This window comes from Methylobacterium pseudosasicola (assembly GCF_900114535.1).
In the GTDB taxonomy this organism is placed as follows: Bacteria; Pseudomonadota; Alphaproteobacteria; order Rhizobiales; family Beijerinckiaceae; genus Methylobacterium; species Methylobacterium pseudosasicola.
On the sequence record NZ_FOTK01000033.1, the window covers coordinates 1 to 20,267 of the forward strand.

The following is a 20,267-nucleotide window of genomic DNA, read 5'->3' on the forward strand; positions in this document are numbered from 1 at the left end:
CGACGTCCGCTAGAACTTGTTTCTCCAAGGACAAGTCGGCTACCAGCCGCCGCAATCGAGCGTTCTCGCGCTCCAGATCCTTCATCTTCTTAGCTTGATCGACCTTCAGGCCGCCGTACTCCTTACGCCAGCGGTAGTAACTCTGCTCGGAGACATTCGCTTCCTTGCATGCAACGGCGATGCTCTTTCCCTGGGCCGTCTGCACCTCGATCTGGCGCAACATCAGCACGACCTGCTCCGCACTTGGCCTCTGTCCTCGCTTCATCCCCAACTCCTCTGGTCCTGGCTGATCCTCTCAATCAGCCCGGTCCAAAGCCAGCCGGTCAGGTCAGTCACGATCCGGGTCTTCCAGGGCGAGCGCGAGATGGCGGCCGACAACAAGATGCTCGGCCAGTTCGACCTCGTCGGCATCCCGCGGGCGCCGCGTGGCACGCCGCAGATCGAGGTAACCTTCGACATCGACGCCAACGGCATCGTCAACGTGGCGGCCAAGGACAAAGCCAGCGGCAAGGAACAGCAGATCCGGATCCAGGCCTCGGGCGGCCTGGAACAGAGCGAGATCCAGCGCATGGTGCGGGAGGCCGAGGCCCACGCGGAGGAAGACAAGCGGCGCCGAGAATTGGCCGATGCGAGCAACCAAGCCGACGCGGCGATCTATACTGCCGAGCGCAGCCAAGAAGAGGCTGGCGAGCGCGTACCGAGCGGCCTGAGGACGGAGCTGCAGCAAGCGATTGCGGCTGTGCGTGAGGCGATCGGCAGCGAGGTCGCCGATCGCATCAAGCAGGCGACCGAGCGGTTGTCGCAACTGGCCCAGCAACTGGCGCAGTTCGTGAGCGCTCCACCCGAAGGAGCCGCCGCGAGTGGCGGTGGAAACGCCCCGCAGTCTGAGGTGGTCGACGCGGAGTTCGAAGAGCACGGTCGCCGGGACCAGGGGGCGCATTAGAGCGCTCTCGGCCGACATGGATGCCGGCTCGGCGCGCGAGCTCCGTGCGCCTGAGCCGGATGGGAGGCTTTGCCACACCGCGAGCGACAATCTTCGAGGGTCAGCGATGCAGATCGACACGTACACCGATCACCTCAAGGGCTCGATCCAGGCTGCGCAGAGCTTGGCTCAGCGCAACGGCCACCAGCGACTCACGCCGCTGCACCTCCTGAAGGCGCTGCTCAATGACGAAGACGGCTTGGTCAAGCAGTTGATCCAGGCTGCGGGCGGCCGCCCGGATGCGCTCGCGACGGCGCTGGACCGCGACCTTGCAAAGCTTCCGAGCGTCGAGGGCGGGGGTGCCGGTCAGATCTTCATGGCGCCCGAAACCGCGCGCCTGTTCGACAGGGCCGAGGAGCGCGCGCGCGCGGCCGGGGACAGCTTCGTCACGGTCGAATACCTGCTCCTCGCCTTGGCGGAGGCCTCGGACAGGCCCGGCGAACTGCTTCGGGAAGCTGGCGTGACGCCGGCGACCCTCAATGGCGCCATCGCCGAACTCCGCAAAGGGCGCCGGGCCGACAGCGCGTCGGCCGAAGAGGGCTACGATGCGCTTAGGAAGTACACGCGCGATTTCACGGAGGATGCCCGCCAGGGCAAGCTCGATCCGGTCATCGGACGCGACGAGGAGATCCGGCGAACCATCGAGGTTCTCTCACGCCGGACGAAGAACAATCCCGTACTGATCGGCGAGCCGGGCGTCGGCAAGACCGCGATCGTCGAAGGGCTTGCCCAGCGCATGGTCAACGGCGACGTCCCCGACACCTTGAAGGATCGGCGTCTCCTGTCCCTCGATCTCGGAGCTCTCCTGGCCGGCGCGAAGTACCGGGGCGAGTTCGAAGAGCGGTTGAAGGCTGTCCTCCAGGAGGTCACGGCTTCGGCGGACGTGATCCTCTTCATCGACGAACTGCACACCCTGGTCGGCGCCGGAAAGGCCGAGGGGGCAATGGATGCCTCCAACATGCTCAAACCCGCCCTGGCCCGCGGCGAGCTGCACTGCATCGGAGCCACCACCCTGGATGAGTATCGGAAGAACATCGAGAAGGATGCCGCGCTCGCCCGCCGCTTCCAGCCGGTGTTCGTGGGCGAACCCTCGGTCGCGGAGACGATCTCCATCCTGCGCGGGCTCAAGGAGAAGTACGAGCTCCATCACGGCGTGCGCATCACCGACAGCGCGATCGTCGCGGCCAGCACGCTGTCCCACCGCTACATCGCGGACCGGTTCCTCCCCGACAAGGCGATCGACTTGGTCGACGAAGCCGCGAGCCGGCTCCGGATCGCAGCGGAATCCAAGCCCCGGGAGCTCGACGAGATCGACCGCCGGGTGATTCAGTTGAAGATCGAGCGGGAAGCCCTGAAGAAGGAGACGGATCCGGGCGCACGGGAGCGCCTGACCAAGGTTGAGGACGAGCTCGGCACACTGGAGACGAAGCAGGCTGAGCTGACCGCTCAATGGCAGGCCGAGAAGGCGAAGCTCGGCGAGATGAAACAGCTGAAGGAGCACGCCGAGCAGGCCAGGATCGAGCTTGAGCAGGTGGAACGCCGCGGCGACCTGACCCGCGCAGGCGAACTCCTCTACGCCGTAATCCCGCAATTGGAGCAGCGTCTCGCGGAGGCCATGCAGGCGAGCCAGGGCCGGCTGATCAAGCAGGAGGTCACGGCCGACGATATCGCCGCCGTCGTCTCGCGCTGGACGGGCATTCCCGTCACGCGGATGCTCGAAGGCGAGCGCGACAAACTGATCGCGATGGAGAGCAAGCTCACGCAGCGTGTCGTGGGCCAGGAACCGGCGGTCGTCGCCGTGTCCGATGCGGTGCGGCGGGCCCGCGCGGGCCTGCAGGACCCGGGCCGGCCGATCGGCTCCTTCCTGTTTCTCGGGCCGACCGGGGTCGGCAAGACCGAATTGTGCAAGGCACTGGCTGAGTTCCTGTTCGATGACGAGCGGGCGATGCTGCGTGTCGACATGTCCGAGTTTATGGAGAAGCACGCGGTCTCCCGGCTCGTCGGCGCACCGCCCGGCTATGTCGGTTATGAGGAGGGCGGCGTTCTGACGGAGGCGGTCCGGCGGCGCCCCTATCAGGTGATCCTCTTCGACGAGGTCGAGAAAGCCCACCCGGATGTCTTCAATATCCTGCTGCAGGTGCTCGACGACGGGCGGCTGATGGACGGGCAGGGCAACACGGTCGACTTTCGGAACACCATCATCGTCCTGACCTCGAACCTCGGCGCCGAGTTCCTGGCCGCCCTGATGGAGGGCCAGCCGGCCGAGGCGGCCCGCGAGCAGGTCATGGAGGTCGTGCGCAGGGCGTTCCGGCCGGAATTTCTCAACCGGCTCGACGAGATCATCCTATTCAACCGATTGGGCCGCAGCGACATGCGCCGGATCGTCGACATCCAGCTCCAGGGCCTCGAAGGCCGTTTGGCCGAGCGGAAAATCACCTTGCAGATTGAGGGGGGGGCCAAGGACTGGCTCGCCAATGCCGGCTACGATCCGGTCTACGGCGCGCGTCCCCTCAAGCGCGTGATCCAGCGCCATCTGCAGAACCCGCTGGCCAAGATGCTGCTCACCGGCGCGATCAAGGACGGCGTCACGGTCCCGGTCCTGATCCTGAACGGTCAGCTCACCGTCAACGGCTCGAGCCTGGCTCAGGCAGCCTGACATCAACCGCTTCGGAAGGAGGCACGGTATGGCCGAGCAACCGTTGGATCACGCGGGTTCTCCGACCGCATCCGCTCAGCAGCCCTCACCCCCGGATGCTCCCGAGGCGAGCGCGGCACCCGAGTCGGGCGCCGGCGAGACCACAGCGCTGCAGGCCGAGAACGCCGCGCTTCAGGACCGCGCCTTGCGAGCCTTGGCTGAAGCCGAGAATACGCGGCGTCGAGCCAAGCGCGATCTGGAGGATGAGCGGCAATTCGCGGTGACAGGCCTCGCTCGCGAGCTTCTGCCGGTTCTGGACAATCTGCGTCGGGCCATCGTCGCATCGGAGCAGCCCTCGTCTCAGGGCGCGTCGCTCATTGATGGGGTGCGGGCCACGGAGCGGCTGCTCATGGGTGTCCTGCAGCGCGTCGGCGTACAGCGGGTCGATGCCCTCGGCGCCCCGTTCGACCCGTCGCGGCATGAGGCCATGATGGAGGTCGACGACCCATCGACTGCGCCCGGGGCCGTCGCTGACGTCATGGAGGAGGGCTACGTCCTTCACGACCGGCTGCTGCGACCGGCCCGCGTGATCGTGACCCGCCGCGGAGCGTCCTGGGGCGATCACCGGGAGAACGCGACGTCGAAGCAGCATTGATAAGGCGCCGTCCCCAACGGGTCGTGCGCTTCGCCGCAAGACGGCGCAGGGAGGAAGCCTTGAGCGACGATCCCTATGCGATTCTCGGCGTGAAGACCGATGCCTCTCCGGAGGCGATCCGGAAAACCTACCGCAAGCTCGCGCGCAAGCTGCATCCCGACCTGAACCCCGGCAATACGGAGGCGGAAGAGCAGTTCAAGAACGTGTCGCGCGCCTATGATCTGTTGAACGATCCGGAGAAGCGCGCGCGCTTCGATCGCGGCGAGATCGACATCTCGGGCGTCGAGCGGCCTCGCCAGCGTTACTATCGCGATTTCGCCGAGCCATCGGCCGACCAGGCCTACACGAGCGACGCGGGCTTCGCGGATTTCGATGCCGACGACATCCTCTCCGAGATCTTCGGACGCCGGGGTCGGTCGACACTCAAGCGCCGTGGCGCCGATGTGCGCTATCAGCTGAGCCTCGATTTTCTCGATGCGGTCAACGGCGCCACCCGCCTAGTGACCCTGCCGGACGGGTCGACGCTCGACGTCCGCATCCCGCCGGGCATACGCGATGGACAGACGCTCCGCCTGCGCGCCAAGGGGGAACCGGGTCAGGGCGGCGCGCCGCCTGGCGATGCCCTGATCGAGATCGGCGTCCTTCCGCACCCGGTCTTCCGGCGCGAGGGCGACGACATCCATTTCGAACAGGGCGTTCCGCTGCGCGAGGCGGTGCTCGGTGGCCGGATCGAGGTGTCGGCCCCGGCCGGGCCGGTGACCGTGACGGTTCCGAAATGGAGCACGTCCGGAAAAGTGCTGCGCCTCAAGGGCAAGGGCGTCCCAAGGCCGGACGGCACAGCGGGCGACGCCTACGTCAAGCTGCTGATCAAGCTGCCGGACAGGCCCGACCCCGAGCTCGAACGCGTGGTCGCCGCGTGGCCTCGGCGTGTGTGAGGAGGGGACGGTATGGACGAGCGTGAATTCCTGGCCCGGGCGGATCTTCGACCCGATCGACTTCGGATCTGGCTCGAGACCGGCTCGCTCGCCCCGTCGTTCCGCGAGGGCGTCTGGCATTACTGCGAGATCGATCTAGCCAGGGCCCGACTGATCCGGGATCTGCAGGACGATCTCGGGATCAACGACGAGGGCATCGCGGTGGTGCTCGACCTCGTCGACCAAGTCGGCGGCTTGCGGCACGTGCTGCAGGCGGTTCTGCGAGCCCTGCGGGCACAGCCCGACGCCATCCGCCGGCAGATCGCTGATGACTGTGCGGCGCGTAGTCGAACCTGAAGTCAAACTGACCGGCGTCAGGGCCGCGATACACGGTATCCGGTAATCCAAACCTATCTCGCAGCCGCGACACGGGACCGGAACGGCGTGCACGCCCGCTTTCCCCCGGCCCACCCGGAAGGAATACGCACATGGTCAAGGTTGCACTTCTGGTCATCTTGGATGCCAAGCCGGGGAAGGAAGCAGAGGTCGAGGCGTTTCTGAAAAGCGGCCTGCCCATCGTTCAAGACGAGCCGGGAACCATCGCGTGGTTCGGCGTCCGCGTGGGCCCCTCGACCTTCGGAATCTTCGACGCGTTTCCCGATGAAGCGGGGCGGCAAGCGCATCTCTCCGGCCTGCTGGCGGCGGCCTTGAGAGAGCGAACACCCGAGCTTTTCGCCGCGCCTCCCCGAATCGAACAGCTCGACGTGCTCGCGGCGAAGCTGTCTTGAGATGCCACCACGCCAAGGAGACCTCCCCCCCATCGCGTCGGTGACGGCCACGAGGTGAACCAGCCATCCTCCGTTCGTGAACACCCTCAAACTGCCCGACAAATGCCGACGGCGGACAATCCTGACGATCCTCCCTGATGCCCGAAAGCAGTCGCCCATTGTCACGCTTGCCGGGCAGCTTCAGCCGACGTGTGCATCCGGAGCGGCTCCGGCGCAGGCCTGCGCATAGAGCCCCTCGCAGCGGTCGAGCCAGCGGTCGCGGGTGAACAGGCGCAGGACCCGGGCCTGCGGGATTATTCGGGGGATGGCGAGGGCCGCACCGATCGCCTGGGCCAGGGCGGCCGCGTCCCCGGCGGGTGCCAAGTGTCCGGCCTCGCCGACCACCTCCCGGGCCGCGCCGCTGTCGAAGCCCGCCACCGGGAGGCCGCAGGCCATCGCCTCGATCGCCACGAGGCCGAACGGCTCGTCCCAGCACGGGGTGAACAGGAAGACGGAGGCGCGGCCGATCTCGGCGGCGAGCGTCCGGCCGTCGAGATGGCCGCCGTAGCGGATCGGGCCGCCGAGCTGCGGGGCGATCCGGGCCACCCAGTAATCCGGCTCCTCGATCGGGCCGTACAGGGTCAGCGGGATGCCGGCGCGCCGGGCCGCCGCGATCGCGTGGTGCGCGCCCTTGATCGCGGCCAACCGGCCGCACCAGGCGGCGCTGCCGTCGCCCCGGTCCTGGAACGGCCAGGCGGTCGGGTCGACGCCGTTGTGGAGCACCGAGACCTCGGGCGGTGCGCTCGCCGGCCACCAGGTCCGGAGCTGCGCCTGCGAGGTCACGGTGATCCAGTGCCCGGGCGCGGGGCTGGCGTGCACGAACCCGCGCAGGGCGTCGTAGGGCGGCACGTGCAGGGATGTGACGGTGGGGATCCACGCGGTCCGCTGGCGCTCCAGGGGCAGCCGGCTCAGGCTGTTGTTGTGGAGCACGTCGAACTCGCCCGCCGCGATCCGGTCGCAGGCGGCGGCGTAGCCGTCATCGACGTAGGCCCGCAGCCCCGGATCGCCGCGATGCTCGAGGCCCGGGAAGCGACGCTCGTGATGCTCCGGCACCACGGCATTGATCGCGAAGCGCGGGTCGCTGTCGCCGGCGGCGAACAGCACGACGTCGTGGCCGCGGGCCACGAGCCCCTCGGCGAGGTGCCAGCTATGGGCCTCCATGCCCCCCGTGAAGGGCGGTGCGACCGGGTGGCGGATATGAGCGAGGAGCGCGATCCTCACGCGGTCGCCGCCGCGCCGACCCGGGATTCGAGATACCGGATGACGGAGGCGGAGTTGGTGTAGGGCTGGTGGCTCTGCTGCCCGGTCAGCGCGAGGTCGTCGGCGTCGGGCCGGCGCAGGATCCGGATCGGCCGGTCGGGCGTGTCGTCGATCAGGCCCATGACCCGGAAGGCGTAGAGCCAGTGGCCCATGGTCCGGTAGCCCCACTTGGCCTCGAACAGCTCGGCGTTGCGCACGACGCTGTCGAGGTGGTGGATCGGCGGCATGTGGTGCGGGTGGTACTGGTGATAGGCCAGCGCGCCCTTGATCCAGGCGATCGGGGTGCCGCTCTGGTCGAGGATCTTGCCGAAATCGGTGTCCTCGCCGCCATAGCCGGTGTAGCGCTCGTCGAAGCCACCGAGCGCCCGGAAGGTGGCCCGCCGGATCGCGAAGTTGAGCGACCAGAAGCACCGGTAATCGTTGCACAATTCGATGCCGGAGGCCGGAGGCCCGCGGCGGTCGGAATGCCGCTCCGCGCTCGCCGCGAGGTCGGCGTAGCGCCAGGCGCCCGCGGTGGCGTGCTCGGGCAGATGCAGCACCTCGCCCATCAGCAGGCCGTCGAGCTCGGCGAGCCCGCGCGCGTAATCGGCCACGAGGCCGGGGGCCGGGATGCAATCGACATCCAGGAAGACGATGCCGTCGCCGCTCGCTGCGTCCACGCCGCGGTTGCGGGCGGCCGCCAGCGGCAACTCGCGGCCCGGAACCCGAATCTGGCGGACCGGAAACGGCGTCTCTGGCAGGTCGTAGGGCTCGTCCTGCATCACCGCGACGATGAACTCGGCGGGGGCCTGCGTCTGGCGCTCCAGGCCGCGCAGCACGTTGCGCAGATGCGCCGGCCGGCCCTTGGCCAGGGTCACGACGGAAACGGTGGACATGCGACGGTCGGGCTCCAGCGGGTTGGGGACGGGATGGCGGCGGGCGATCAGCCGGCCGCGACGACGCGTAGCGGGCCGGGCTCCTCAGCGCCCTGCCACAGCTCGTCGGTGAGGCCTTCGAGCCAGCCGGCGGCGCGGGCGGCGGCGTCCGGGGCGTAGAGGCCGCGCAGCTCGGCGCCGTCGAGCATCCGGGCGCGGGCCAGGAGGTCGCGCCAGCCCTGGAGGTCGCCGGGCCAGACGGGGGCCTGGACGGCGGCGCCGAGGCGGACCAGGGCCTCGGCCTTGCGGGTTTGCTCGGCGAAGTAGCGCCATTCCGGCATCACGATCAGGCGGCCGCCGACCCGGGCGACCTCGTGGACCGTGTTGTCGCCGGCCGAGGCGATCACGATGTCGGCGGCCGCGAGGTAGTCGGTCACAGAGGGCACCCAGCCCAGCTCGCACAGGTTGGCGAAGTCGGTCTCGTGGCCCTCCCGGTGGGTCGGCCCGAGGGTCAGCCACAGGGCGTCGGGCTCGGCGCGGGCCGCCACGGTGAGCGGGGCGTAGGGGGTGCCGCTGCCGCCGCCGCCGGTCACCGCGACGATGATCTCGCGCTGCGGATCGAGGCCGAGCTTCGCCCGCGCTTCGGCCCGGTCGAGGACGCGGTCGAGGCTGGTGCACAGGCCGCCGCTGTAGAAGGTCTTGGCGCGCAGGGACGCGGGATAATCGGCCTGCTCCAGCCGGGCATCGAAGGGCGCCAGCATCCCGACGCAGGCCTCGTAGGCGCCGACATGGCCGATGTCGGACCGGTCGCCGTGCATGCGGATCTGCACCGCCGGCACGCTGGCGATCCGGGCGAGCAGCGCGATCTCGGCCGAGACGTCGACCACGAACAGGCCGACCTCGCGCGCGTCGAGATGGTCGAGGATGGTCCGCATGGTCCGGCGCATCGGGGCGAGCCCCAGGGGCACGCAATGCATCACCTGCGGGGTCGGCTCGGCGTAGAGGCGCGGGGTCGGCACGGCGGCGCCGATCATGTCGGGCAGGGGCACGATCTCGATATCGCGGGCGAAGCCCTCGAACAGGTGCGGGCCGGCGGTCAGCACCGAGACCGGACGGTCGCGGGCGAATTCGGCGGCGACCGCCATGGTGCGGTTGGCGTGCCCCCGGCCCTGGTGGTGGACGAAGAACGCGATCGGCTTCTTCATGGTCTGCTTCACGAGAACAGGGCGTCGGGCCGCCGGGACGCGGCGATCTCCGGGGCGGTCGGCGGGCGGATCACGCGGATCGCCGGGGCGGCGTCGTCCCAGTCGATCAGCCCGGCGGCACGGAACTGGCCGAGCCAGTAGGTCATGCACCAGCACCCGTGCCGGGCGCGGAAGCGCGCGGCGTTGGCCAGGATCGGCGTGAAATGCTGCAGCGGCGGGATGTGGACCGGGTGGTGCTGGTGGTAGGCCCGGGCACCCGCGACCCAGTCGATCGGCAGCCCCGTGGCCGCGAGGCGGGCGGCGAAGTCGGTCTCCTCGCCTCCATAGCCGGTAAAGCTCTCGTCCATGCCGCCGACCGAGCGCCAGGCCCGGGCGGACAACGCGAAGGACAGGCCCCAGAGCTGACCCGGATCGGGCTCCCGGCGCAGGCCCGTCTCCGGCACCGGCGGCCGGGCCGGGTGCGGGCGTCCGAGGCGGTCGAGGGCCGCGTCGTCGCGAGCGGGACCGGCCTCGGGCGGCAGGTACAGGACCTCGCCGAGGAGCAGGCCCTCCGCACCAGCGGCGGCCGCGGCGTAGGCGCCGACCAGGCCGGAGGCCGGGATGCAATCGACGTCGAGGAAGATCAGCAGGTCGCCGGCGGCGGCCTCGGCGGCGCGGTTGCGCGCGGCGGCCAGCGGCAGCGGCTCGCCCGGGACATGGACATGGCGCACCGGGCAGCCGGGATCGGGCAGGTCCGGGGTCGGCTCGGGCTGCATCCAGGCGATCACCAGCTCGCCGGGGGGCGCGCTCTGGCGGGCGAGGCCGTGCATCAGGTTGCGCAGGCTCGCCGCCCGGCCGCGCACCAGGGTGAGCACGCTCGTCGAGGGGGCCCCAGCGGGCCGCATGTCAGGAGGCCGAATGTCAGGAGGCATGGGCCAGCATCCGGCGGAAATGCGCGACGCCCTCGATGATGCCGCGGGCATGCGAGGCCCGGGCGACGTAGGAGTGCTTCAGCGCCGCGTTGCTGGCGAGGTCGTCGGAATAGTTCGCCACGATGATCGCCTGGACCCGGGCGCGCAGCATCTCGACGTCGTTGCCGGAATCCCCGGCCACGAACACGGCCCGCTCCGGCAGGCCGTAGAGGGCGCGGACATGGTCCACCGCCGTGCCCTTCGAAGCCGCCGCCGGCAGGACGTCGAGATAGCGGTCGTGACTGTGGATCACCCCGGCGGCGAGGCCGGCCTCGGCCAGATGCGCGCGTACCCGGCGGGCGGCGGCGGCATCGCCGAAATAGCTGAGCTTGTACGGGCGCTGCTCCAAAGGGCCCTGCGGCAGGAGGCCGTCGATGCCGGCGAGCGCCGCGCCGAGCGCCCCCCGGTCCCAGCCGGCCTCGATCACGGCGCGCCAAGCGCCATCCGCCGTGTAGGTCACGCCGTTGGCGTCGAGATGGTAGATCTCGGAGCCGACCGAGGTGATCATCACCTGCGGCCTCGGGCTCATCTGCTGCTCCAGCACCGCCATGGCGCTGTGGAACGAGCGGCCGGTGGCGACCCCGAAGGCCAGGCCCGCCTGCTGGCTGCGCCAGCGCCGGAAGATGCCGAGCGCGGCCTCGCAGCCGACCAGGGTGTTGTCGATATCGCAGACCAGGAGCTGCCAGGGCGTCCGCAGGGGCGGCTCGGGGGCGAGCAGCGCCCGCAGCAGAGCGTGGTAGCGCGCGGCGTGTCGGTCCCAGTCATAGGCCGCCGCAGCCCGCGCCCCGCCCGCCACGTAGCGGGCGCGCAGCGCGGGATCGGCCAGGATGCGCAGGCAGGCCTGGGCGATCGCCTCCGGGTCGCGGGGATCGACGAGCAGCCCGTTGCCGCAGGTCTCGACGATGTCGTTGGGGCCGCCGCTGTCGGTGGCGACGAGCGGCAGGCCGGCGGCCGAGGCTTCCAGCAGGGTCAGACCGAAGGGCTCGTTGAGGGCCGGATTGACGAAGAGACCGCCGCGCTCCCGGGCATAGGCGTAGATCGCCGGTGCGTCGTCGGGCCGGTGCGTCTTCGGATAGGCCACGGACCCGTAGAGGTCGTAGCGATCGATCAGCACCAGGAGATCGCGCATCGTCGCGGCCATGTCGCCGTCGAGGGCGTCGATGTCGTCGCGGGTGCCGGCCACGATCACCAGGTTGGCCCGGGCCCGCAGCTCGGGGCTCTCGCCGTAGGCCTGGATCAGGGCCGCGAGGTTCTTGCGCGCCACCGGCCGGGCCATCGCCAGCAGCGGCGGCTTGCCGGGATCATCCAGGAACCGGTCGATCAGGGCGTCGACCCGGGGATGCGGGCAGGCGGCGGCGAAGCGCGCGAGATCGCTGCCCGGTGGGATGACGCGCACGCGGCCGGGATTGTAGGATTCGTAGCCGGCATACTGGACCTCGGCCTCGTCCCGGGAGGACGCGATGACCAGGGTCGCCTGGGCGAGGGCTGCCTCCTCGGTGGCGATCCGGCGGGCGAGGTCCGGGGCGCCGGCGGCGTCTCCGCCCAGCATCGCCGCCTTGACCCGCCCGAGCGAGTGGGCGGTGAACACGAACGGGATCCCGAGCCGCGCCTCGACGATCGCCGCCACCGCGGCGGCGTCGGCGTAGTGGGCGTGGATCAGATCGGGGGCGCGCTTCTGTGCAGCGATCCAGGCGACGAGGTTCTCGGCGAAGCTCGCGACCTCCTCGTGCATCGCCTCCTTGGTTCGGTAGCCCGGCGCCGCGCTCGGGAGCCGCACCAGCCTGACCTTGTCGGAGATCCGCTCTTCGGGCACGGCGTAGTCCGGGCCGGGCGCTCCTTGGAACAGGCGCGTCGCCACCACGATCTCGGCGACGCTAAAATCCTGGGCCGAGGCGGCGACGAGATCCAGCAGGTAGCGGATATGGCCGCCGGTATCGGCGGTGAGGCCGTAGACGACATCGCGTCCGCGCAGGCAGCCCTGCAGGGCGACGTGCAGGACGAACATCAGGCGTTTGCTGAAGCTGTCCGGCGCTCCCCGAAAACTAACTTATGTGAAGAGAGCGCCGTGATCCGTGTTGCCCAGGTCGCACCGAACATTTTTCCCGTTCCCCCAAACCATCACGGCGGCACCGAGCGGGTTGTGCATGATCTCAGCACGGCGCTGCGAAGCTTGGGCGTGGAAGTAACGCTATTCGCCCCCTCTGACAGTGCGACAGACTTGCCGCGTGTCGGCGATTACCCGAGCCTCGCCGCCCTGGAACAGCGCCACGGCCGGGTCGCGGCGGGGGTTCCGGCCGCCCTCGACGCCCTGCAGCTGGAGGCGCTGCGGCTGCGGCTGCCCGAGTTCGACATCGTGCATTGCCACGGGGAGTTCGCCCATGCAGCTTTGCTCGGTGCGGCCCGAGGGCGCAGCCTGACCACAGTGCACTGGCGGGTGGACGAGCTCGACCGGGCGCTGTTCTTCGCCGGCTTCCCCGACCTGCCAGTGGCGGCGATCTCGGCCGCACAGGAAGCCGGCATTCCAGAAGTCAACCGCGCCGGGATCGTGCATCACGGCATCGCGCGGGACCGCTACGCCTTCCACGCCGAGCCGGAGGCGCATGTCGCCTTCGTCGGGCGCATGACCGACCAGAAGCGGCCGGACGTGGCGATCCGCGTCGCCCGGGCGGCCGGGATGCCGATCCGGCTGGGCGGCACGATCGATGTCGGCAACCCGGACTATTTCGACCGGCAGGTGCGCCCGCTGCTCGGCCCCGACGCGACCTATCTCGGGCCGGTCGACGACAGACAGAAGGGGGCGCTCCTGGGCAGCGCCCGGGCGCTGCTGTTCCCGATCGACTGGCCCGAGCCGTTCGGCCTCGTGATGATCGAGGCGATGGCCTCCGGCACGCCCGTGATCGCCTGGAATCGCGGCTCGGTCCCGGAGATCGTCGAGGATGGTGTGACGGGTTTCGTCGTCGCGTCCGAGGACGAGGCGGCGACGGCCTTGCGAAGCGTCGCGACGCTGGACCGGGCGGCCGTTCGACGGCGTTTCGAAGAGCGCTTCACCGCCGAGCGCATGGCGCGGGATTACCTCGCGCTCTACCACCGCCTGCTCGGCCGCTGATGCGCACCGCGCTCCTGGCCTGGGATTACCCACCGTCCCCCAGCGGGCTCTCCACAGCAGCTCGAGAAATCGCCGAGAGCCTGACCGAAGCGGGGGCGGACGTCACCGTGTTCACCCTCGACCGGACCGGCCGGGAGCGGGTCGGCTGTGTCACCGTGGTCGGCCTTGCCCTGCCGCCGGGGGGGCCTCTGGCGCGGCTGCGCCTTTGGGGGACGGCCGGCCATCTCGCGGCGCCGCTGGCCTTCCGGCGGGCGGTCCTGGCCGAGCATGCCCGGGCGGCGTTCGCCGTGGTCGAGGCGACGAACTGGTACGCCCCGGCGGTGCTCCTCGCCGGACGCCGGGACCTGCCCCTGGTGACCCGCAGCTCGACGCCCGCCGCCTTCACCCGCGACGGCACACCCAACCTGCGCGACCGCCTCGACGGCACCGCCGCCGATCGCATGGAGCGCCGGCAGGCACGGGGCAGCGCCGGGTTGATCGCCAACACGCTGGCCCATGCGGAGGTGATCGCCCGGGCCTACGGGCTGCCGGGCCGGAGGCCGGAGGCGGTGATCGGCCTGAGCCTGCCGCCGGAGATCGCCGCCGCCGCCCGAGCGGCGCCTTACCCGGACGGGGCGGGGCCGGTACGCCTGCTGTTCGTCGGCCGGGCCGAGGCGCGCAAGGGGTTCGACGCCCTGCTCGACGCGGTGGCGATCCTGGCCGGGGAACAGGCGCGGGGCGCGCTGCCGCCCTTCGCGCTCGACCTCGTCGGGGTGCCCCCGGGCGACCTGCCGGCGGACCTCCCCGAGGCCGCCCGGAGCCGTATCCGGGCCCGGGGCCGGATCGACGCGCAGGGCCTGGCCGAGGCCTATACGGCGGCGCATGTCGTGCTGGCGCCGTCGCGCTACGAGAGCTTCGGCCTCGTCTACCAGGAGGCCCTGGCTTATGGCCGGCCGGTGGTGGCCTGCGCCGAGGATGCCAGCGCCCGGGCCTTCGTGGGCGTCCCTGGGGCGGGGCCGCTGGCGCCCTCGGCCACCGGCCCGGCCTTGGCCGAAGCGCTGCGCCCGCTCCTGCACGATCGCGCCCTGCGCTCGGCCTATCGGGCTCGGGCCCTGGAGGCCGCCGGGCGGTTCGACCGGGCGAGCCTCGGGCGCGAGACCCTCGCCCTCTACCGCCGGGCGATCGCTCAGGCGCGGTAGGGCTGCAACAGCGCGTCCCGCTCCTCGATCCGCCCGCGCCCCGGATCCAGCGCCTCGTAACGCTGCGAGCGCGCCCGGACATGCGCGCCGGTGAGCGCGTGGTCGATCCCCCCGTGGAGCGCGATGAAGCTCTGCTTCCAGCCCCCGGGCAGCACCGGCCGCTCGTGCACCCGGCCGGCATAGCGGACCCCCGTACGGTTCAGCCGGTACTGCACGTCCGGGTAGACATCCGACAGGATGCCGTCGACGCGGTTGCGCCGGGCAAGCCCGACCGAAACGACGTCGCCAGCTTCGGCGAGCGCCGCCAGCGCGGGGAGAAGCGCGCCGGTCGCCGTATCGAGGCTCTCGTCGGCGTCGAGTTGCAGCATCCAGGGGTTGCGGGCGAGATCCTGCAGGGCGTTGCGCTGGGCGGCGAAGTCGCCGGCCAGCGGCCGAGCCGCCACCCGCACGGCGCCGGGGGCGAAGCCCGGAACCGTCACGGCCCTGGCCGTGACGGCCGGCGCGTCGAGCAGGATCGCGACATCCGCAGCCAAGGCCGCCTGCGCCGGCAGGGCCGCCAGAACGGAATCCCGCTCGTCGGGGCGGCAGATCACACCGAGCGAGACCGCACGCCGTTCCGCGCCGTCGAGATCGTACAGGGCCCCTTCCGCGGCGCGCAGGCTGTGGGGCTGCATCAGGGCGGCGCGATCCTCCGGGCCGAGGGGGCGGATGCCGCGGCCGAGGCGGGTCGCGGCGCTGCGCAGCGTGTAGAGGTCGAGGCCGTAGCCCGCCTCCGGGTCGGGGATGAAGACCGGTGCAGCCAAGCGCCCGGCGAGATCCCGCCAGCATCGGTCCGGGTCCGCATCCGGCTCGATCAGGACGCCGCAGGAGCCGCAGCCGACCGGGAACGCCCGCCGGCGCCCACCCGGAAAGTCGAGCCGGCGCGTGCTGGGCGCCAGCATGGCGGCGGCGCAGACGAAGCAGCGGCGCGGACCGGTCACCGCCCGTTCCGGTTTGTCGCGGCGCCCTGGTGGCGCGGAGCCGGCGCCATACCTTGGCTGTTCCTCGCGACCCCGCCGTCCATGTCCATCGCCATCGATCCCTTAAGCGCGGCGCGTGCAGACCCGCGCGCCTCCCTCGCCATCGTCGGCAACGCGCCCGGGATTCGCCCGGCGGCGCGCGCCATCGACGCGGCCACGCATGTGGTGCGCTTCAACAACGCCCCCGGCTTCGGCGGCCCCACCGGCTCGCGGGTGACGCATCTCGCCCTGGTCAATCGCGGCGGCCAGATGCGCGAATGGCTGGCCGACCCCGGGTTCCTGGACCGCCCGGTGGTCCGGCAGACCGAAGCCTTCATCCTGCCGTTCCCGATGCTGCCCGCGGAGGCGAACACACCGGAGCCGATCTGCTGGACCCGCGAGGCGCTGGCGTTGCTGCGCCCCCTCGGCAAGCCGGTCCATCTCCTGCCCGAGGCCCTGCACGCAGAGGCGCGACGCCGCCTCGGATCCGACACGGCGGAGCGACCCAACCCAAGCACCGGATTCCTGGTGAGCCTCGCGCTGCTGCGCGACCGCCCGGCGGACTCCGGCCCGGTCGAGATCCACGGCTTCGGCTTCGCCGGCTGGCCCGGCCATCCCTGGGCGGCCGAGCGGGCCTGGTTCGCCGAGGCCGAAGCGGCCGGACGCCTGCGTCTGCACCCACCCGCCGCGACGGACGCGCCATGACCACGCTGATCACCGTCCTGAAGAGCGGCGGCCGCTACGACGCGACCTGGGTCGAGCGCCTCGCCCGGGGCGTACGCCGCCACGCACCGGCCTTCGACCGGATCCTCTGCCTGACCGACCTGCCTTTGGCCGTGCCCGGCGTCGAGCGGCTGCCCCTCCGGCACGACTGGCCGGCTTGGTGGGCCAAGATGGAGGCGTTCCGCCCCGGCCTCGCGGCGGGCACGACCCTGTTGTGCGACCTCGATACCGTCTTCACCGGCCCGGCCGACGCTCTGGCCGAGCCCGGCCTCGCCGCCATGGAGGATTATTTCCACCGGGGCCGGGTCTCCAGCGCCCTCCTGCGCTGGCACGGGGACGAACTCGCCGGCCTCTACGAGACCTTCGCGGCCGACCCGGACCGCTGGATGACGCCCGGCGCCTGCGGCCCCGTGCCGAACGCGGTGCACGGCGATCAGGTGGTCATCGACCATCTTCTCCGCCGGACCGGCCAGTCTCCGGATTTCATCCAACGAATCCATCCGGGCCTGCTCGATTTCTACGATCCCCGGCGCGACACCCACGGCCCGGTGGTCATCTTCATCGGCGCCGCGAAGCCGGATACGGCCGACGGCTCGGTCCACGCCGCATGGGCCGGGACCTGAACCGACCGCGAGATCCCCCGTTCGGCTCGGTCCCGCCGCATGTTCCAGCCTCACCGTTAGCCGGGAGGGATGAGAGGCACCAAGATCGGCAATTCTTCCGGACACCACCCCGGCGCCCCTCCTTTGGGATGCCGGATTGGGGCAAAGCCTCGGCAGCGATCGTCTTCGCTTTGCTGGGACCCCGGTCAGCCCTCTGGCGGTCCAATGGTGTCGGCCGCATGGGCCTCGCGGGACCCGAGCGGCTTCGGCTCCCCGGTCGTGCTATCGCGCGCCGTCTGACGTTCGATCTCGGCGTTCAATTTGGCCCCGAGAAGCACGATCACGACCGAGAACCAGATCCACGTCATGAACCCGACGCCCGCACCGAGCGAACCGTAGATCCTGTTGTAGCTGTCGAAGCTCGCCACGTACCAGGAGAACGAGACCGAGGCACAAACCCAGGAGACGGCCGCGGCGACGCCGCCCCAACTCACCCACCGCCACTTGGCCTCGCGCCGGCTGGGTCCGTACCGATACGTCACGGCAAGGCCGAGGCTGACGAGGATGAGCAGTCCTGGCCAGCGCACGAGGCGCAGCGCGACGTCCGTCAACACGCCCAGACCGAGCTGATTAAGCGCGATGGGCAGAACGACGACCAAGCTGGTGGCCGTCAGGGCAAACAGGATGCCGCTGATCGTGAACAGGAAGGTCGTGGCGTAGAAGCGCACCAGCGAACGCTTTTCGCGCTCCCTGTAGATGACGTTGAGCGCATCGAAGAGGGCGCTCACGCCCGAATTCGCGCTCCAGAAAGCGATCACGACGCTCACCAACGAGGCCGTGCTGAGCGCACCGGTGCTCTGCTGGGCAACGCGTATGAGCTGGGCGGACAGGAGGTCGAGGACGCCGCTCGGCAGCACGCCCGTGAGGAGGCCCACATGCTGGCTGATGGCGTGTGGGTCGGAAAACAGACTGTAAACCGACACGATGGTCGCGAGGGCTGGGAAGGTCGCCAACAGGGTGAAGAAGGCGACGCCCCCGGCCGTGGCGAGGACGCGATCGCGCGGGAAGGAGTACAGGACCCTCAAAAGGACGTCCTTCCACCCCGTGGCCGGGATTTGGGCTGGATCGTCCGCGGTCCGACCGCGCCCGGGTTCGCGTGCCCGGCTCTGAGCGCGCGTGAGGCTTTTCGGGTCGGGCCGCCGCGTGCTGACGGAGCGCCAATCCTCGCCCTCATCGTCGTCGTGGTTCTCGTCAGGGTTCACACGGGATCCTGCGCGGCGGTTTACCCGGGCGCACTATGCGCCGTCCGGGCGTGGCGCCAACCGGATTGGCTGTTTCGCGGTATCCCAGAGCGGACATTCGGCTTAGCGCCCACATCAGTCATCGCGATGGCCCCCCAACGGTCGCGATAAGCGGACACGGGGCCAATCCGGCCGCCACGAGCGAAACCAGCGATCGCTTGCGACCGTCAGGCGAAGCCGTAGAGGCGGCCCGGATTGTCGACCAGGATCCGCTTTCGCGAGCCTTCATCGGGCGCCCATTCGGCGAGGAGGTCGAGGAGCACGGCGTCATCGGGCTTTCCATCCGACGGCGCAGTGGGATGCGGCCAGTCGCTGCCCCAGACGAGGCGCTCGGGGGCGAGCGCTACGTAGGCGCGTGCCAGCCGGCCGCGATCCGCATAGGTCGGCGGCCCGACCTTCGAGAGAATGTAGGCGCCGGTCAGTTTCACCCAGGCGCCGTTCTTCTCGATCAGGTCCGCGATCACGCGAAAGCCCGGATGGTCGGGGCCAGCGGGCTCCGGCAGGTGGCCCATATGGTCGAACACCACCGGCACCGGCATGCCCTTCAGCGTGTCGGCCAGCTCGACGATCTTGTCGCCGTCGGAGACGAGCTGAATGTGCCAGCCGAGATCGGCGATCTTTCGAGCGACCGGCACCATGTCGGTGATCGGCGCGCCGCCGGGCAGCCGCGTCCCGAACCGCACGCCGCGGATGCCGGCCGCGTCGAGGCGCTTCAATTCGTCGGCCGTCACGGAGGCGTCGAGCATCGCGATGCCACGGGCGGTCGGGCCGAATTCTTTCAGCGACTGGACGAGGAGCCGGTTGTCGGTGCCGTAGGTCGAGGGCTGCACGACCACGTGGCGCGTCAGGCCCAGGCGGCGCTGGAGCTGGCGGTAATCCTCGACGGTCGCGTCCGGCGGCCGCAGGGTGGCGCCGGGCGCGACCGGGAAGCGCGCATCGTAGATGTGGTGGTGGCAATCGGTGGCGTCCGGCGGTACCGCGAGCGTCGGACGCTCGGTCCCCGACGACCAGGGCACCGACTGCGCCGCGGCCGGCCGCATCCCGGCGCCGAGGGCGGCACCGGACAGCAGCGCCGCGAGATGGTCGCGGCGGGTCATCGATCGAGCCATCGTCCGGTCCCGTTCAGTGATGCGAGAAGAGGGTCTGGCCGGGGGCCGGCATCCGCGCGGTGAGGATGCTGCCCGTCTGGGATTCGGTGATGAACAGGGTGGCGCCGTCCGGCCCGCCATAGGCGACGTTGGTGGTCGAGATACCCGCAGGCGATCTGATCCGCAGGAGCGGCTCGGCCACCGGCGACAGGCGCCAGATCGACCCGAACCCGGTATGGGCGACGATCAGGCAGCCCTCGGCATCCAGCGCGATGCCGTCCGGGCCGCCGAGGCCGCCGTGGAGCTGCGCGAACACGCCGACCTTGACCACGAGGCCGCTCGCGTTGAGCGGGATGCGCCAGATCTGCTGGGCGCGGGTCACGGCGACGAACAGGCTGCCTATGGAATCGTCGATCACGATGCCGTTCGGGCTCGGCACGGTGTCGACGAGGCAGGTCAGCTCACCGGAGGGTCGCAGGCGATAGACCCGGCCGGTCGGGTCCTGCAGGCCGGTCTGGCCCTGGTCGGTGAAGTAGAGGTCGCCGTTCTGCGCGAAGGTGAGGTCGTTGACCCCGCGAAATCCCTCCGAGCCCGCATGCTCCAGGAACGGCGTCACCGCCCCCGTGTCGGGATCGAGCAGCATCAGGCCGCGCTTGTAGCAGGTGATGAAGATCCGCCCGTCCCAGTGGATCTTCATCCCGTTCGGCCAGCCGTCGTACTCGGCGACGAGCTCCCATTCTCCGGCTGTGTCGATGCGGAAGATCCGGCCGTACGGGATGTCCGTCACGTAGAGCCGGCCGGCGCGGTCGAAGACCGGTCCTTCGAGGAAGGAATCGATCGCGTGGCCGCCGCGGTTGGCATTGGCCCAGGCGGTCGGCCGGGGGTTGCGGAAGCGGTCGGGCAGCCGGGTGAAGATCTCAGCCGTCACGGTCGGCGGGGGCGCGAAGAATGACATCGTTCGTCCTCGATGGGGGCTTGGCGGCTGGTGT

20 protein-coding genes are annotated in these 20,267 nt (G+C 70.5%); 10 read left to right on the forward strand and 10 right to left on the reverse strand.

Going from position 1 to position 20,267, the window contains the following annotated elements; genetic code table 11:
• Positions 1-265, reverse strand: a 265-nt coding sequence (locus BM228_RS24735) for a transposase (protein WP_139234186.1), incomplete at its 3' end; no start/stop codon positions are given.
• 99 nt (positions 266-364) lie between these two features.
• On the opposite strand from BM228_RS24735, the gene BM228_RS24740 reads away from it, so the two are divergent.
• The 6 genes from BM228_RS24740 to BM228_RS24765 all read left to right on the forward strand — a co-directional run bounded on the left by BM228_RS24740 (position 365) and on the right by BM228_RS24765 (position 5,974).
• Positions 365-943, forward strand: a complete 579-nt coding sequence (locus BM228_RS24740; protein ID WP_092044765.1) for an Hsp70 family protein — start codon at positions 365-367, stop codon at positions 941-943.
• A 106-nt stretch (positions 944-1,049) separates the two neighbouring features.
• Positions 1,050-3,638 carry an ATP-dependent chaperone ClpB gene (clpB, locus tag BM228_RS24745; RefSeq protein ID WP_092044766.1) on the forward strand — a complete coding sequence of 863 codons (2,589 nt, stop codon included), beginning with the start codon at positions 1,050-1,052 and terminating at the stop codon, positions 3,636-3,638.
• Between the two features lie 28 nt (positions 3,639-3,666).
• Positions 3,667-4,272 carry a nucleotide exchange factor GrpE gene (locus tag BM228_RS24750; RefSeq protein ID WP_092044768.1) on the forward strand — a complete coding sequence of 202 codons (606 nt, stop codon included), beginning with the start codon at positions 3,667-3,669 and terminating at the stop codon, positions 4,270-4,272.
• A 59-nt stretch (positions 4,273-4,331) separates the two neighbouring features.
• The gene (locus BM228_RS24755; RefSeq protein ID WP_092044769.1) at positions 4,332-5,207 is read left to right on the forward strand and encodes a DnaJ C-terminal domain-containing protein; all 876 of its coding nucleotides are present in this window, start codon (positions 4,332-4,334) and stop codon (positions 5,205-5,207) included.
• A gap of 12 nt (positions 5,208-5,219) precedes the next feature.
• Positions 5,220-5,543: a MerR family transcriptional regulator gene (locus BM228_RS24760; RefSeq protein ID WP_092044771.1), complete on the forward strand. Its 324-nt coding sequence runs from the start codon at positions 5,220-5,222 to the stop codon at positions 5,541-5,543.
• A gap of 131 nt (positions 5,544-5,674) precedes the next feature.
• On the forward strand, positions 5,675-5,974 hold the full coding sequence (locus BM228_RS24765; RefSeq protein ID WP_092044772.1) for a putative quinol monooxygenase: 300 nt from the start codon (positions 5,675-5,677) through the stop codon (positions 5,972-5,974).
• Between the two features lie 180 nt (positions 5,975-6,154).
• On the opposite strand, the gene BM228_RS24770 is transcribed toward BM228_RS24765, so the two are convergent.
• From BM228_RS24770 to BM228_RS24790, 5 genes are read right to left on the reverse strand one after another with little or no spacing between them, the layout of a single operon-like run.
• Positions 6,155-7,234 (reverse strand): glycosyltransferase, encoded by a 1,080-nt coding sequence (locus BM228_RS24770; RefSeq protein ID WP_092044774.1) that lies wholly within the window; start codon positions 7,232-7,234, stop codon positions 6,155-6,157.
• Complete coding sequence (locus BM228_RS24775) at positions 7,231-8,148, reverse strand: glycosyltransferase family 2 protein (RefSeq protein WP_092044775.1); 918 nt, start codon at positions 8,146-8,148, stop codon at positions 7,231-7,233. The genes BM228_RS24770 and BM228_RS24775 overlap by 4 nt, the downstream gene beginning before the upstream one ends.
• 47 nt (positions 8,149-8,195) lie before the next feature.
• Positions 8,196-9,332 carry a glycosyltransferase gene (locus tag BM228_RS24780; protein WP_092044838.1) on the reverse strand — a complete coding sequence of 379 codons (1,137 nt, stop codon included), beginning with the start codon at positions 9,330-9,332 and terminating at the stop codon, positions 8,196-8,198.
• Between the two features lie 8 nt (positions 9,333-9,340).
• On the reverse strand, positions 9,341-10,216 hold the full coding sequence (locus BM228_RS24785) for a glycosyltransferase family 2 protein (protein ID WP_208612092.1): 876 nt from the start codon (positions 10,214-10,216) through the stop codon (positions 9,341-9,343).
• A gap of 16 nt (positions 10,217-10,232) precedes the next feature.
• The gene (locus BM228_RS24790) at positions 10,233-12,287 is read right to left on the reverse strand and encodes an HAD-IIB family hydrolase (protein WP_092044779.1); all 2,055 of its coding nucleotides are present in this window, start codon (positions 12,285-12,287) and stop codon (positions 10,233-10,235) included.
• Positions 12,288-12,347: 60 nt separating this feature from the next.
• Here BM228_RS24790 and BM228_RS24795 point away from each other — a divergent pair, with 60 nt between their 5' ends.
• Both BM228_RS24795 and BM228_RS24800 read left to right on the forward strand, forming a co-directional pair.
• Positions 12,348-13,388, forward strand: coding sequence for a glycosyltransferase family 4 protein (locus tag BM228_RS24795; RefSeq protein ID WP_092044780.1), 1,041 nt, complete (start codon positions 12,348-12,350; stop codon positions 13,386-13,388).
• Entirely contained in the window at positions 13,388-14,566 is a 1,179-nt protein-coding gene (locus BM228_RS24800) for a glycosyltransferase family 4 protein (RefSeq protein WP_092044782.1), read from the forward strand. The genes BM228_RS24795 and BM228_RS24800 overlap by 1 nt, the downstream gene beginning before the upstream one ends.
• Here the strand turns inward: BM228_RS24800 and BM228_RS24805 are convergent.
• Positions 14,554-15,507 carry a glycosyltransferase family protein gene (locus BM228_RS24805; RefSeq protein ID WP_092044839.1) on the reverse strand — a complete coding sequence of 318 codons (954 nt, stop codon included), beginning with the start codon at positions 15,505-15,507 and terminating at the stop codon, positions 14,554-14,556. The genes BM228_RS24800 and BM228_RS24805 overlap by 13 nt on opposite strands.
• A gap of 120 nt (positions 15,508-15,627) precedes the next feature.
• Here BM228_RS24805 and BM228_RS24810 point away from each other — a divergent pair, with 120 nt between their 5' ends.
• Together BM228_RS24810 and BM228_RS24815 are read left to right on the forward strand one after the other, a co-directional pair.
• Positions 15,628-16,269, forward strand: coding sequence for a glycosyltransferase family 29 protein (locus BM228_RS24810; protein ID WP_092044783.1), 642 nt, complete (start codon positions 15,628-15,630; stop codon positions 16,267-16,269).
• A complete protein-coding gene (locus BM228_RS24815; RefSeq protein ID WP_092044785.1) occupies positions 16,266-16,910 on the forward strand; it encodes a hypothetical protein in 645 nt (214 codons plus the stop codon). The genes BM228_RS24810 and BM228_RS24815 overlap by 4 nt, the downstream gene beginning before the upstream one ends.
• A gap of 185 nt (positions 16,911-17,095) precedes the next feature.
• Here the strand turns inward: BM228_RS24815 and BM228_RS24820 are convergent, their stop codons facing one another.
• From BM228_RS24820 to BM228_RS24830, 3 genes are all read right to left on the reverse strand, one after another.
• The gene (locus BM228_RS24820) at positions 17,096-18,151 is read right to left on the reverse strand and encodes a YihY/virulence factor BrkB family protein (RefSeq protein WP_092044786.1); all 1,056 of its coding nucleotides are present in this window, start codon (positions 18,149-18,151) and stop codon (positions 17,096-17,098) included.
• A gap of 206 nt (positions 18,152-18,357) precedes the next feature.
• Positions 18,358-19,299: an amidohydrolase family protein gene (locus BM228_RS24825; RefSeq protein ID WP_092044788.1), complete on the reverse strand. Its 942-nt coding sequence runs from the start codon at positions 19,297-19,299 to the stop codon at positions 18,358-18,360.
• A gap of 13 nt (positions 19,300-19,312) precedes the next feature.
• Positions 19,313-20,233: an SMP-30/gluconolactonase/LRE family protein gene (locus BM228_RS24830; protein WP_092044789.1), complete on the reverse strand. Its 921-nt coding sequence runs from the start codon at positions 20,231-20,233 to the stop codon at positions 19,313-19,315.
• Positions 20,234-20,267: the final 34 nt, after the last annotated feature.

What these genes read in the sequence shown, in the direction of transcription:
- BM228_RS24740 (WP_092044765.1), top strand. Translation starts at nt 365, where the DNA reads ATGGCGGCCGACAACAAGATGCTCGGCCAGTTCGACCTCGTCGGCATC.
- BM228_RS24775 (WP_092044775.1), bottom strand. Translation starts at nt 8,148, where the DNA reads ATGTCCACCGTTTCCGTCGTGACCCTGGCCAAGGGCCGGCCGGCGCAT.
- BM228_RS24760 (WP_092044771.1), top strand. Translation starts at nt 5,220, where the DNA reads ATGGACGAGCGTGAATTCCTGGCCCGGGCGGATCTTCGACCCGATCGA.
- BM228_RS24830 (WP_092044789.1), bottom strand. Translation starts at nt 20,233, where the DNA reads ATGTCATTCTTCGCGCCCCCGCCGACCGTGACGGCTGAGATCTTCACC.
- BM228_RS24825 (WP_092044788.1), bottom strand. Translation starts at nt 19,299, where the DNA reads ATGGCTCGATCGATGACCCGCCGCGACCATCTCGCGGCGCTGCTGTCC.
- BM228_RS24810 (WP_092044783.1), top strand. Translation starts at nt 15,628, where the DNA reads ATGTCCATCGCCATCGATCCCTTAAGCGCGGCGCGTGCAGACCCGCGC.
- BM228_RS24800 (WP_092044782.1), top strand. Translation starts at nt 13,388, where the DNA reads ATGCGCACCGCGCTCCTGGCCTGGGATTACCCACCGTCCCCCAGCGGG.
- BM228_RS24785 (WP_208612092.1), bottom strand. Translation starts at nt 10,216, where the DNA reads ATGCGGCCCGCTGGGGCCCCCTCGACGAGCGTGCTCACCCTGGTGCGC.
- BM228_RS24780 (WP_092044838.1), bottom strand. Translation starts at nt 9,332, where the DNA reads ATGAAGAAGCCGATCGCGTTCTTCGTCCACCACCAGGGCCGGGGGCAC.
- BM228_RS24815 (WP_092044785.1), top strand. Translation starts at nt 16,266, where the DNA reads ATGACCACGCTGATCACCGTCCTGAAGAGCGGCGGCCGCTACGACGCG.
- BM228_RS24765 (WP_092044772.1), top strand. Translation starts at nt 5,675, where the DNA reads ATGGTCAAGGTTGCACTTCTGGTCATCTTGGATGCCAAGCCGGGGAAG.
- clpB (WP_092044766.1), top strand. Translation starts at nt 1,050, where the DNA reads ATGCAGATCGACACGTACACCGATCACCTCAAGGGCTCGATCCAGGCT.
- BM228_RS24750 (WP_092044768.1), top strand. Translation starts at nt 3,667, where the DNA reads ATGGCCGAGCAACCGTTGGATCACGCGGGTTCTCCGACCGCATCCGCT.
- BM228_RS24805 (WP_092044839.1), bottom strand. Translation starts at nt 15,507, where the DNA reads ATGCTGGCGCCCAGCACGCGCCGGCTCGACTTTCCGGGTGGGCGCCGG.
- BM228_RS24790 (WP_092044779.1), bottom strand. Translation starts at nt 12,287, where the DNA reads ATGTTCGTCCTGCACGTCGCCCTGCAGGGCTGCCTGCGCGGACGCGAT.